The sequence below is a fragment of the Pantoea sp. MBLJ3 genome (assembly GCF_000816655.1).
GTDB classification, from domain to species: domain Bacteria; phylum Pseudomonadota; class Gammaproteobacteria; order Enterobacterales; family Enterobacteriaceae; genus Pantoea; species Pantoea eucalypti.
In genome coordinates this window covers 39,263-52,295 of the sequence record NZ_JSUT01000001.1, presented here as the reverse complement: position 1 = coordinate 52,295, position 13,033 = coordinate 39,263, and the positions used below count along the sequence as shown (strand labels likewise).

Below are 13,033 nucleotides of genomic sequence, written 5' to 3'. Positions count from 1 at the left end.
ATGCTCATTCCACCTCTTATGTCTGCTTATGCTACATAAACCTGGGAATGATGCAGAGCCAATTTTCGGTACCTGTTGTCTGCCTGCCTGTATCGCGTAAGCCTTACAGGGTTAACAGACACCACGTTGAGTCAGGTACCTCCCGGTTGTCTTACCGACCTGATCTTACACCTGCCACTGGCAGGTGTTTTTTTTTGCCTGCGAGAACCGGATGGCAGATTTTGGGCACAAAAAAGCCGGGCGAGCCCGGCTTTATCCTGTCTGACAATCGCATCAGGCGTTTGGGTTATTCTTCAGCGTCAGCAACAACCCTTCACGGCGCATTTTTGCAGCCTCTTCCGGGCGATGCAGACGGTCATAAACATCTGCCAGCCATGCATAATCGAACGCATCCGGCCGCTGCGCCAGCGCCTGCTGCAGCGCGTCAGCTGCCTGCTGCCATTCCCCATGACGCATCAGCAACTGCCCCAGCGTACTGTGCAGCAACGGCGTTGCGCCATGCTGTTTAATCTGCTGACGTAATGCTTTCTCCAGTGCTTCGGGATTGCCGCTTTTGATACGTGGCATCAGCAGTACCAGACGATCGTCATAATGACGTTTCAGGCCTTCCAGCACGATAGACTGTGCGGTGTCGTGATCGTCACACTCAATCAGATGATCCGCCATGGCGACCTGCAACGTCGTATCCTGACGGGTCTTGCGACTCAGTGTGCTCCACCATCGCTTCAGCCCATCACTGCCCTGATCAGCCATCGCCTGATTCATCAGACCCAGCCAGGCCTGCTGCTGCAAGGCATCGCGATGCAGCTCATCGCCGACCTGTGACTTCTGCATCGACGGCAGAATATCCAGCAGCGCACTCCAGGCTCCTGTGCGGATATACGCCTGTTCGGCCAGGCGCAGTACTTCCGGGTGACGCGGTGCCACTTCCAGCAGGCGGTCGATGCTATGACGCGCAGCGTGATCTTCGTTACGTGCCAGCTGAATACGTGCGCGGGCGATTTCCACCGGAATGGTATTGTTTTCCGACAGCTCTGCAGCACGCTCAAGATGCTGATTAGCACGGGCTTCATCACCACGCTGTTGTGCAGCTTCTGCAGCCAGCAGATAGTTGGCTACAGGCACATCAGCGTGATCGGCATCTTTAGAGAGCAGTTTCTCAACCTGACGGTGGTCGCCTTCTGCCAGCTTCATCAGCGCCGACTGGGTATGGCGCTGGGCGCGACGGCGTTTACGTCCGGTAAACCAGCCACGGGTTCGCGCGCCGGTGTGCAGCACGCGGCGCAGCAGCCACTCTACGGCCAGAATCACCAGCAGGCTGAGAATAAGGATAATGACCAGGCCTGTGACGCTGGTTTCGATATTCCAGTTATCAGTCTGAATCAGCACGTAGCCCTGATGACCGGCAATCATCGGTCCCAGCACCACGCCCGCAATCAGCAGGATAAAGAGGATAAATACCTTAAGCATGCTTAGCCCCCCTGCTGATTAGCAGCGGCAGAAGGTTGCGCTAACAGGTTGCGCACCCGCGTCTGCATCAGCTGTTCCAGCAATGGCTGACTTTCCAGGTTATCCGGCAGATCCATATTGATGTTCTGCTGACTCAGCTCATCCAGCTGGGCAAGGAAAGCTTTGGTGGCGGCATCATTGGTGTCGTACCAGGCGCGAACCCAGGCGGACACGGTATCGATAGATTGTTTATAAATCTCATCCTGATGACGCGGAACAGCCTGAGCAGCGATCAGCAGACGCGAGCGGATATTCTCACGCAGATATACATCCTGATTCGGTGCCAGCAGCGGCTGTGCGGTGTTATCGCGACGACGGATGGTAATAAAATCATCCATAAAATTATGCCAGCTTTTCACCAGATTCTGACGCCATTCGCGCACCGAACCTGAGAGTTCGCCGCCATCGCTGTCCATCGGCGCATCATCGCTGTCGTTATCGGCCAGGCGCAGATTATCAACGTTATTCGACAACTGATTCAGCTTGAGGATCACCCCGTCGTAGTCGACCTGCGTAACGGAAGAGAGGTTGCTGATATCCTGGGTCAGTGCACGACGCACATTCATCACGCTGGGATCGTTCATGTCGGCCAGGCTGGCATCGGCGCTTTTCAGCAGTGCCGCGGCTGTCGTGACATCCTGATCGCTCCAGAGTTTGCGGCCCGCCAGTTTCACCAGATAGTCCGCCTGTGCCAGCAGCCAGCTGCGCACGTCGTTGCCAGAGATCACGGCTACTTTTTCACGCAGGGTTTCCAGCTCTTTTGCTGAGGCATTCTGCTGCTGTTGCGCAGTCTGCAACGCCTTTTCAGCGCTACTTAATTGCTGTGTCAGCTGCTGTTTATCGCTGCCGGCCTGCTGCTGCAACGCGCTTAACTGGTCGCTCAGCTTTTGATTGGTTTGTGCCTGTAAATCAGCCTGATGTTTCCCGTTAAGGTATAAACCCGCACCCATCGCCAGCGCGATGACAATCGCAACGGCACCCAACACCATGCCACCCTTTTTCGCATTACGCGGTGGTGTGCTGTTGCTGGAAGAGGAGCGGTCAACCGCTGGGGTGGTTTCTTCAACCATGGCGGAGGAGTCTTTTTGTTCCGTCATATGTGGCACATCCCATTGTTAAAGTTCAGCGTAACGCGCGCAGCAGCGCATCGTTATCGGCACCATCGGCTACCTGAATATCCTGCCAACCTAATCCAGCGGCCAGGGTAGCCAAACGTTCACTGACGACAATCAGTCGGCAGTGGAGCAGCCATTCCTCACGATCAACTGCGGGGAACAGCGAAAAGAGCTGTTGTAACATTTCACCGCTGGTCACCACCAGCACCGAGACGCCGCGATCGCGCCAGCGGCGGCCTTCAACGGGTCCATCATAATGCTTCTGGCAGCGCTGGTAGCAGGCAGCAAACGTCACCTCAGCACCTCGCCGGGTTAAGGTCTCTGCCAGCAACTCGCGTCCGGGATCGCCTCGCAGGATCAGCGCACGTTTACCGGAAATCTGCTGAAGCGTGTTTATCTGGATCAATTCCTCACTGGTTTCATGAGCATGTGGCCAGGTCACCTGCTGGCCACTGACGGTGTGAAACGCCAGTGCGGTGCTGCGACCAATTGCATAATAGTCCAGCTCAGTGGGCCATGCTTTGATCGCATGCTGCGCGTAGTGAATAACCTGCTGAGAAAGGATAAAGACGAGGTCGCCAGCATGAAGTCCGGCGAGCTTCTGGGGCAGAGAGGCGAGGTCAGCGCCCGGTGCGAACTCGATCAGCGGCAGGCTCCACGCCTGTTTGCCAAGGGCATGCAGGCGCGATACCAGCTCTGCCGCTGCGGGTTCCGGGCGCGTCACCAGGATGGTCATGCCGGCGGCTGCCCCTGGTAAACTTCTTTCAGGATTTCACGTGCGCCGCCATTCAGCAGTTCATCGGCCAGTGAAATGCCCATCTGTTCTGCCTGCGCGCGTGGACCCCGGCGTTCGCCGCTGACCATCACCCGGCCATCTGGTGCGCCGACCATGCCGCGCAGCCAGAGGTCATTGCCTTCCAGCACCGCGAAACTGCCGATGGGCACCTGGCAGCCACCTTCTAAGCGGGTATTCATGGCGCGTTCCGCTCTGACGCAGACTTCGGTGTCATCGTGGTTCAGTGCCCGTAACAGGTCAATTAAGACGCTGTCGTCCAGACGGCATTCAATGCCGACCGCACCCTGACCCACGGCGGGCAGGGAAACTTCGGCAGGCATTGCCTGGCGAATGCGATCTTCCAGTCCCAGGCGTTTCAGCCCGGCAACGGCCAGAATGATCGCGTCATACTCTCCGGCATCGAGCTTGCCGAGACGGGTGCCCACATTACCCCGCAGCGAACGGATCACCAGATCCGGACGGCGCGCACTAATCTGGCACTGACGACGCAGGCTGGAGGTGCCGACAATGGCTCCCTGTGGCAGCGCGTCAATAGAGTCATAATGATGGGAAACGAACGCATCGCGCGGATCGTCGCGCTCGCAGATGGTCACCAGGCCCAGACCTTCAGGGAAACTGACCGGCACATCTTTCATGGAGTGCACAGCCATATCGGCACGGCCATCCTGCATCGCCAGCTCAAGCTCTTTGACAAACAGTCCTTTGCCACCCACTTTTGCCAGCGGCGTATCAAGAATAATGTCACCTTTCGTGACCATAGGCACCAGCTCAACGCGCAGTCCCGGATGGGCACTCATGAGGCGTTGCTGTACATAATGTGCCTGCCATAATGCGAGCGGGCTTTGTCTTGTAGCAATTCTGAAAATTTTGTCTAACATGCTGTTAACCATTTTTATCGTTCACTGAATATCCTATCATCTCTGGATGAATACTGTCAGTTTCAACGGATTGAAAAGGGCCTGCGCACGGTTTCAGGCCCGGATTATCAAGCCATAACGTGGGAACCAGCGCTGAAAAGGCGGGAAGCTGGTAAGAACGTGCTAAACTGTTAAGTAGCGCAACTTTCTTTACGGTCAATCTGGCGAGTGTTAGATTGATCACGTTTCCAGCAATTATCTGCCCACTTTTTACTTTAATAAGCGGCAGAGCGTGGAAACAGGGTGCTTAAACACTGGGACAATCAGGCGAAACGTCTTGTACCTCTACATTGAGACACTGAAACAGAGACTGGATGCAATCAACCAGCTGCGCGTTGATCGTGCGCTGGCTGCTATGGGACCCGCTTTTCAGCGCGTCTACAGTCTGCTGCCAACCTTATTACATTATCAACATCCTCAGATGCCGGGTTACCTTGAAGGTAGCGTTCCATATGGCATCAGCTTCTACACGCCTGATGAAAATCAGCGCCAGCTGCTGGCCGATCTCACCGGCGACAGCGACCTGCGCCATGCCGATGCGCCGAAAGGCGAGATGCCAATCACCGCCATTTACTCCATGGGCAGCACCTCGTCTGTCGGCCAGAATAGCGTCTCGGATCTCGATATCTGGGTCTGCCATCAATCCTGGCTTGATAATGAAGAGCGCCTGAATCTGCAGCGCAAATGTACGTTATTGCAGAAGTGGTGCGTCTCAATGGGTGTGGAAGTCAGTTTCTTCCTGATTGATGAGAACCGCTTCCGTCACAATGAAAGCGGCAGCCTGGGCGGTGAAGATTGCGGCTCAACCCAACACATTTTGCTGCTGGATGAGTTTTACCGTACTGCGGTTCGTATGGCGGGCAAACGTCTCCTGTGGAATATGGTACCGGGTGAAGAAGAGCATCACTATGACGATTACGTGATGTCGCTGTACGCGAAAGGCGTGCTGACCCCCAATGAGTGGCTCGATCTGGGTGGCCTCGGTACGCTGTCTGCTGAAGAGTATTTTGGTGCCAGTCTGTGGCAGCTCTATAAAAGCATCGACTCGCCTTATAAAGCCGTACTGAAAACGTTGCTGCTGGAAGCCTATAGCTGGGAATACCCGAACACGCAGCTGCTGGCGATGGATATCAAACAGCGCCTGCACGACGGCGAAATCATCTGCTTCGGACTCGATCCTTACTGCATGATGCTGGAACGCGTAACGCACTATCTCACCAGCGTTGACGATCAGCCGCGTCTTGATCTGGTTCGTCGCTGCTTCTATCTCAAAGTATGTGAAAAGCTCAGCACCGAAGATCATCATCATCGCACCGGCTGGCGTCGCGAGATTTTATCGCAGCTGGTCAAAGAGTGGGGCTGGAACGAAGAGAAGATTGCCGTTCTGGACAACCGCGCCGAGTGGAAAATTGAGCGGGTGCGCGAAGCCCATAACGAATTACTGGATGCGATGATGCAAAGCTATCGCAACCTGATCCGCTTTGCCCGCCGCAATAACTTAAGCGTTAGCGCCAGCCCGCAGGATATCGGTGTATTAACCCGTAAACTGTATGCCGCGTTTGAAGCGCTGCCGGGCAAAGTGACGCTGGTGAACCCGCAGATTTCGCCCGATCTCTCTGAACCGAATCTGACCTTTATTCATGTCCCACCTGGCCGTGCCAACCGTTCCGGCTGGTATCTCTATAACCAGGCACCGGATATGGATTCGATCATCAGCCATCAGCCGCTGGAATATAACCGCTACCTGAACAAGCTGGTGGCGTGGGCGTGGTTTAATGGTCTGCTGACCCGCAAAACCCGGCTGCATATTAAAGGCAATGAGATTTGCGATCTGGCGCGTCTGCAGGAGCTGGTTAACGATGTTTCCAGCCACTTCCCGCTGCGTCTGCCTTCGCCGACACCAAAAGCGCTCTACAGCCCGTGTGAAATTCGTCACCTGGCGATTATTGTTAACCTTGAGCATGACCCGACAGCGGCCTTCCGCAACCAGGTGGTGCACTTCGACTTCCGCAAGCTGGATGTTTTTAGCTTTGGTCAGCAGCAGCAGTGCCTGATTGGCAGTATCGATCTGCTCTATCGCAACTCCTGGAATGAGGTGCGTACACTGCATTTCAGCGGCGAACAGGCGATGATCGAAGGACTGAAAACCATTCTTGGCAAGATGCATCAGGATGCCGCACCGCCGGATACGGTGGAAGTGTTCTGCTACAGCCAGCACCTGCGCGGTCTCATCCGCACGCGCGTGCAGCAGCTGGTCTCAGAGTGCATTGAGCTGCGCCTTTCCAGCACACGTCAGGAGCCGGGCCGCTTTAAAGCGCTGCGCATGGCAGGCCAGACCTGGGGTCTGTTCTTTGAACGTATGAGTGTTTCTGTGCAGAAGCTGGAAAATGCCGTTGAGTTTTATGGCGCGATCTCCAACAACAAGCTGCATGGACTCTCTATTAAAGTCGAAACGAATCAGACGCCGCTGCCACCCGTTGTTAACGGCTATGCCAGCGAAGGCATCATTCAGTTCTTCTTTGAAAACACCACGGATGAGCGCGGCTTCAATATCTACATTCTCGATGAGACCAATCGGGTTGAGGTCTATCATCACTGTGAAGGCAGCAAAGAGGAGCTGGTGCGCGACGTCAGTCGGTTCTACTCCTCATCGCACGATCGCTTCACCTATGGGTCGAGCTTTATCAACTTTAACCTGCCGCAGTTCTATCAGATTGTGAACACGGGTGAGCGATTCCAGGTGATTCCGTTCCGTAGTCAGACGCTGACGCAACTGTGTACGACGCAGCCTGACAACGACAACAGCGACTATCAACCGCGCTATCAGGTGCATTGATGCTGACGGCCTGCCTGCGCTCTGCAGGTGGCCGCTATCTTTCTGGCTTGTCACCCGGTTCACGCTATTAGCGGGGATTTCCTGTTGCTTTTCCACCTTCAACTGCGATGATAAGCATCCAGGTAAAGGACATGAAGAGCATAAAGAATGAAGAAAGTAATAAGCCTGTTGGCCGTGACACTGGCTGTAACCAGCCTTGCAGGTTGTGGTCTGAAAGGACCGCTTTACTTCCCGCCGAAGGATCAGCCGAAGAAACAACAATCGCCGACCGAACGCCAGAAAGCGGATGCCAAAAAAGCCGATGTGGGCGGACTGGTTACCGGCAACTCAGGCGTACAAGCGAACTAATCTGATGGCTTATCCGGCGGAGCAAAAAATGCAGTTCTCCAAAATGCACGGTCTCGGCAACGATTTTATGGTTGTGGATGCAGTGACACAAAACGTCTTTTTTTCGCCGGAGTTGATCCGCCGGCTGGCCGATCGTCATCTGGGGATCGGATTTGATCAGCTGCTGATTGTTGAACCCCCTTACGATCCCGATCTCGATTTCCACTATCGCATTTTCAACGCCGACGGCAGTGAAGTGGCTCAGTGCGGTAACGGTGCGCGCTGTTTTGCCCGCTTTGTTCAGCTCAAAGGGCTGACCAACAAGACCGATATCCGGGTCAGTACGCAAAATGGCCGTATGGTCCTGACCGTGACGCCGGATGACCAGGTGCGCGTGAACATGGGCGAGCCCAACTTTGAGCCTCAGCAGGTGCCGTTCCGCGCCAACAAAGCCGAAAACCTCTATCTGCTGCGCGTTGCCGAACAGACGGTAATGCTGGGTGCGGTGTCGATGGGTAATCCTCACTGCGTCATCCAGGTTGAAAGTGTGAAAACCGCGCAGGTTGAACTGCTGGGCCCGATTCTGGAGAGCCATGAGCGTTTCCCGGATCGCGTCAATGTGGGTTTTATGGAGATCATCAATCCCGAACATATCCGCCTGCGCGTCTATGAACGCGGCGCGGGTGAAACACAGGCGTGCGGCAGTGGCGCCTGTGCTGCCGTTGCATGCGGCATTCAGCAGGGCATTCTGGCACCTAACGTCCGTGTCGATCTGCCTGGTGGAACGCTGCATATCTCCTGGAAAGGTGCCGGTCAGCCGCTCTATATGACCGGGCCTGCGACACACGTCTACGATGGGTTTATTCATCTATGAAAAATATCGAAGAGCAGACTGACAGTTCGGTTCTGCTGGACGATCAGGCCGTCAGTGATTATCTGCGGCAGAATCCCGATTTCTTTATCCGCAATGCCCGCGCAGTTGAACAGATGGCGGTGCCGCATCCGGTGCGCGGCAGCGTGTCGCTGGTTGAGTGGCACATGGCGCGGCAACGCAACCACATTCAGCGGCTGGAAGAAGAGATCACGCTGCTGATGGAGCAGGCCAGCGCTAACCACGAACTGTTTGACCGTCTGCTGTCGCTGGAAAGTCATCTGGCAGCGGCTGATTCGCTGCAGGATATGCTCAACCGATTGCACCGCTGGGCACGTGAATTGGGCCTGGCAGGTGCCAATGTGCGGCTGTTTAGTGACAAATGGCTGCTGGGCGCGCCTTCCGATTTCTTTCAGCTGAGCCTGTCGCGTCAGGCGTTTGAACCGCTGCGTATTCAGCGCTTCGGTAACCAGCATCACTATCTCGGCAACATTAATGGCCCGGAACTGCTGCTGCTGCTGCCGCAGGCAAAAGCGATCGGTTCGGTGGCCATGTCGCTGATGGGCGAAGAGGGCGATCTCGGCGTGCTGGTGTTCAGCAGTCGCGACAGCCAGCACTACCAGTCGGGTATGGGGACACTGCTGTTGCAGCACCTGTCGCAGATGATGCCTGATCTGCTTTCCCGCTGGGTCGAGCGCGCATGAGTAGCACGCTGCTGGAGGCTGTCGACGGATTCCTGCGCTACCTGAAAGTGGAGCGCCAGCTGAGTCCGTTAACCCAGAGCAGTTATGCGCGACAGCTTGCCGCGCTGGTGGCGATTGCTGACGAGATGAAGCTCAGCAGCTGGGCACAGCTGGAACCCGCGCAGGTGCGCAGCATGGCGGCGCGTAGCCGTCGTGCCGGACTCTCTGCCAGCAGCCTGGCGCTGCGCCTCTCTGCGCTGCGCAGTTTCCTCGACTGGCAGGTGAGTCAGGGTTTGCTCTCCGCTAATCCTGCCAAAGGGGTAATGACGCCACGTAAAGCACGGCATCTGCCCAAAAATATTGATGTTGATGAAGTGAATCAGCTGCTGGAGATCGACCTTGACGATCCGCTGGCGGTGCGCGACCGGGCGATGCTGGAAGTGATGTATGGCGGCGGTCTGCGTCTCTCCGAACTGGTCAATATGGATTGCCGCCATGTCGATCTCGATTCCGGTGAAGTGTGGGTCGTGGGTAAGGGCAGCAAAGAGCGCCGGGTTCCGATTGGCCGCACGGCCGTCACCTGGATCCAGCACTGGCTGCCGCTGCGTGAAACGTTCGGTGCCCAGGATGATGCGCTGTTTCTGTCGACGCGCGGCAACCGCATTTCGCCCCGCAACGTACAGAAGCGCTTTGCCGAATGGGGCATCAGACAGGGTCTGGCGAGCCATATCCATCCGCATAAGTTGCGCCACTCTTTTGCCACGCATCTGCTGGAGTCCAGCGGCGACCTGCGCGCCGTGCAGGAGTTACTGGGGCATGCGAATCTGTCGACGACCCAGATCTACACCCATCTCGACTTCCAGCATCTGGCTTCGGTGTATGACGCTGCGCATCCCCGCGCCAAACGAGGAAAGAACGAATGAAGTTTTATCGTCCGCTGTCGGCCATAAAAGCTATGAGCTTCGACCTTGATGACACGCTCTACGATAACTACCCGGTGATTCGTCGTACCACGCTGGAGTCCCATGCGGCGTTGCAGGCTTTTCATCCGGCGCTGCGTGACTTCACGCCGCAGGATTATCAGCAGTTACGTGACGAACTGCTGCAGCGTGAGCCTGAAATCTATCATGATGTATCGGAGTGGCGACGCCGTTCGGTAGAGCTGGCGATGCTGAATGTCGGCCTCTCGGCCGCTGAAGCGACAGCGGGCGCGGCAGATGTCATGGCGGTCTTTCATCAGTGGCGGAGTCAGGTCGAGATGCCGGATGAGACGCATCAGACGCTAAAAGCGCTGGCGGAAAAAATCCCGCTGGTGGCGGTCACCAACGGTAACGCCTGCCCGGAAAAAATGGGCATTGCGCACTACTTTCAGTTTACGCTGCGGGCCGGGCCGGATGGGCGCGCCAAGCCGTGGCAGGATATGTATCAGCTTGCCGCGCAACGCCTTGATATCGCACCACATCATATTCTGCATGTCGGTGATGACCTCACAACCGATGTCGCGGGCTCACTGCGCTGCGGACTGCAGGCCTGCTGGATTAACCTGCGGCAGGGCAACCTGATGCATATCCCGGATGCGCGCCTGTTGCCGCATGTCGAAATTTCGCGGTTGGCATCACTCACCTCACTGCTATAATGGCTGTAAATTTATCCAGTCGTCTCCTCTTTTCTGCTTTGCCGCCGTCGCTAATCTGGCATCTGTGTCGCCGCCTGACGGGCAGCGATACTGTCTTGCGGCAGGCGGAATAATCAGCGCGACGACGACGCTTTTTCTCTGGTAAACGGTGCTTATGGACGTTTCTGAACTGCTCGATGGTTTGAATGACAATCAGCGCGCTGCCGTTGCGGCTCCGCGCAGTAACCTGCTGGTGCTGGCAGGCGCGGGCAGTGGTAAAACGCGGGTGCTGGTGCATCGCATTGCCTGGCTGATGTCGGTGGAGAATTGCTCTCCCTATTCAATTATGGCGGTGACCTTTACCAACAAAGCGGCCGCGGAGATGCGTCACCGTATCGAGCATCTGATCGGCACCAGTCAGGGCGGGATGTGGATCGGCACCTTCCACGGCCTGGCGCACCGTTTACTGCGCGCTCACCATCTTGATGCCGGTCTGCCGCAGGATTTTCAGATCCTCGACAGTGAAGATCAGCTGCGTCTGCTTAAGCGCCTGATTAAATCCATGAACCTTGATGACAAGCAGTGGCCTGCGCGTCAGGGCATGTGGTACATCAACGGCAAAAAAGATGAAGGCCTGCGGCCAAAGCATATTGAAAGCTACGGCAATCCGATTGAGCAGACCTGGCTGCGCATTTATCAGGCCTATCAGGAAGCCTGTGATCGCGCCGGTTTAGTTGACTTCGCCGAGCTGCTTCTGCGCGCCCATGAGCTGTGGCTCAACAAGCCGCACATTCTTAATCACTACCGCGAACGTTTTACCAACGTGCTGGTAGATGAGTTTCAGGATACCAACAACATTCAGTACGCCTGGATTCGGATGCTGGCGGGCGACAGCGGCCGGGTGATCATCGTGGGCGATGATGATCAGTCGATCTACGGCTGGCGCGGCGCGCAGGTCGAGAATATTCAGCGCTTCCTGCAGGATTTCCCAGGCGCGGAAACCATTCGTCTGGAGCAGAACTATCGCTCAACCAATAACATCCTGAAAGCCGCCAATGCCCTGATCGCCAACAACAATGGCCGCCTGGGTAAAGAGCTCTGGACTGAAGGCAGCGATGGTGAGCCAATCTCTATCTATTGCGCCTTTAATGAGCTGGATGAAGCACGCTTTGTGGTTAACCGCATCAAGGTCTGGATGGAGAACGGCGGCGCGCTCAACGACTGCGCCATTCTCTATCGCAGCAACGCCCAGTCGCGTGTGCTGGAAGAGGCGCTGCTGCAAAGCAGCATGCCGTACCGTATTTATGGCGGCATGCGCTTCTTCGAACGCCAGGAGATCAAAGATGCGCTCTCCTATCTGCGTCTGATGGCGAACCGCAATGACGACGCGGCCTTTGAGCGCGTGGTAAATACCCCGACACGTGGCGTGGGCGATCGCACGCTCGACGTGGTGCGTCAGACCGCCCGTGAGCGTCAGATGACGTTGTGGCAGGCCACGCGCGAACTGCTGCAAAGCCGCGCGCTGGCTGGCCGTGCCGCGTCTGCGCTGCAACGCTTCTGTGAGCTGGTCGATTCACTGGCTACCGAAACCGCCGATTTACCGCTGCATGTTCAGACTGACCGGGTCATTAAAGACTCAGGCCTGTGGCTGATGTATGAGCAGGAAAAAGGTGAGAAGGGCCAGGCGCGTATCGAAAACCTTGAGGAGCTGGTGACGGCAACACGCCAGTTCAGCTATCAGGACGAAGATGAAGATCTGATGCCGCTGCAGGCCTTCTTGTCCCATGCCGCCCTTGAAGCGGGTGAAGGTCAGGCGGACAAGTGGCAGGATGCGGTTCAGCTGATGACGCTGCACTCGGCGAAAGGGCTGGAGTTCAGCCAGGTCTTTATTGTCGGCATGGAAGAGGGGATGTTCCCGAGCCAGATGTCGCTGGATGAAGGCGGCCGTCTGGAAGAGGAGCGTCGTCTGGCTTATGTCGGCGTAACCCGTGCCATGATGAAACTGACACTGACCTACGCTGAAACCCGCCGACTCTATGGTAAGGAAGTGTATCACCGGCCTTCCCGTTTCATCGGCGAACTGCCCGAAGCGTGCATCGAAGAAGTGCGTCTGCGCGCCAGCGTGAGCCGTCCGGTAAACCATCAGCGGATGGGTGCCCCGGTGACCAAAAATGACAGCGGATTCGCGCTGGGTCAGCGTGTTCATCACGCGAAATTTGGCGAAGGCACCATCATTAATCTGGAAGGCAGCGGTGAACACAGCCGCCTGCAGGTGGCGTTTCAGGGGCAGGGAATCAAGTGGCTGGTGGCGGCTTACGCAAAGCTGGAAACGCTTTAGCGTGCGGTTGACGGCTTTTTCGTCTC

Annotated in this window: 11 protein-coding genes; 7 read left to right on the top strand and 4 right to left on the bottom strand. The window is 56.3% G+C overall.

The window, feature by feature from the left end; translation table 11 throughout:
* Nucleotides 1-273 precede the first annotated feature (273 nt).
* Genes hemY through hemC form a run of 4 tightly spaced genes read right to left on the bottom strand, consistent with a single transcriptional unit; the run spans nucleotide 274 to nucleotide 4,298 of the window.
* The gene (gene hemY / locus NP77_RS00235) at nucleotides 274-1,470 is read right to left on the bottom strand and encodes a protoheme IX biogenesis protein HemY (protein ID WP_008926434.1); all 1,197 of its coding nucleotides are present in this window, start codon (nucleotides 1,468-1,470) and stop codon (nucleotides 274-276) included.
* Between the two features lie 2 nt (nucleotides 1,471-1,472).
* Nucleotides 1,473-2,606: a uroporphyrinogen-III C-methyltransferase gene (gene hemX / locus NP77_RS00230; protein WP_003854351.1), complete on the bottom strand. Its 1,134-nt coding sequence runs from the start codon at nucleotides 2,604-2,606 to the stop codon at nucleotides 1,473-1,475.
* A 25-nt stretch (nucleotides 2,607-2,631) separates the two neighbouring features.
* Entirely contained in the window at nucleotides 2,632-3,360 is a 729-nt protein-coding gene (hemD, locus tag NP77_RS00225; protein WP_003854352.1) for a uroporphyrinogen-III synthase, read from the bottom strand.
* The gene (gene hemC / locus NP77_RS00220; protein ID WP_033743361.1) at nucleotides 3,357-4,298 is read right to left on the bottom strand and encodes a hydroxymethylbilane synthase; all 942 of its coding nucleotides are present in this window, start codon (nucleotides 4,296-4,298) and stop codon (nucleotides 3,357-3,359) included. The genes hemD and hemC overlap by 4 nt, the downstream gene beginning before the upstream one ends.
* Before the next feature lie 316 nt (nucleotides 4,299-4,614).
* Here hemC and NP77_RS00215 point away from each other — a divergent pair, with 316 nt between their 5' ends.
* The 7 genes from NP77_RS00215 (at nucleotide 4,615) to uvrD (ending at nucleotide 13,007) form a co-directional block, all read left to right on the top strand.
* On the top strand, nucleotides 4,615-7,173 hold the full coding sequence (locus NP77_RS00215; RefSeq protein ID WP_003854355.1) for a class I adenylate cyclase: 2,559 nt from the start codon (nucleotides 4,615-4,617) through the stop codon (nucleotides 7,171-7,173).
* A 147-nt stretch (nucleotides 7,174-7,320) separates the two neighbouring features.
* On the top strand, nucleotides 7,321-7,521 hold the full coding sequence (locus NP77_RS00210) for a lipoprotein (protein ID WP_008926437.1): 201 nt from the start codon (nucleotides 7,321-7,323) through the stop codon (nucleotides 7,519-7,521).
* Between the two features lie 28 nt (nucleotides 7,522-7,549).
* Nucleotides 7,550-8,374, top strand: coding sequence for a diaminopimelate epimerase (gene dapF / locus NP77_RS00205; protein WP_008926438.1), 825 nt, complete (start codon nucleotides 7,550-7,552; stop codon nucleotides 8,372-8,374).
* Entirely contained in the window at nucleotides 8,371-9,075 is a 705-nt protein-coding gene (locus NP77_RS00200) for a DUF484 domain-containing protein (RefSeq protein ID WP_003854361.1), read from the top strand. The genes dapF and NP77_RS00200 overlap by 4 nt, the downstream gene beginning before the upstream one ends.
* Nucleotides 9,072-9,977, top strand: coding sequence for a tyrosine recombinase XerC (gene xerC, locus NP77_RS00195; RefSeq protein WP_008926439.1), 906 nt, complete (start codon nucleotides 9,072-9,074; stop codon nucleotides 9,975-9,977). Before NP77_RS00200 ends, xerC begins: the two co-directional genes overlap by 4 nt.
* The gene (gene yigB / locus NP77_RS00190) at nucleotides 9,974-10,690 is read left to right on the top strand and encodes a 5-amino-6-(5-phospho-D-ribitylamino)uracil phosphatase YigB (protein WP_039658612.1); all 717 of its coding nucleotides are present in this window, start codon (nucleotides 9,974-9,976) and stop codon (nucleotides 10,688-10,690) included. Before xerC ends, yigB begins: the two co-directional genes overlap by 4 nt.
* A gap of 154 nt (nucleotides 10,691-10,844) precedes the next feature.
* Complete coding sequence (uvrD, locus tag NP77_RS00185; RefSeq protein WP_003854368.1) at nucleotides 10,845-13,007, top strand: DNA helicase II; 2,163 nt, start codon at nucleotides 10,845-10,847, stop codon at nucleotides 13,005-13,007.
* Nucleotides 13,008-13,033: the final 26 nt, after the last annotated feature.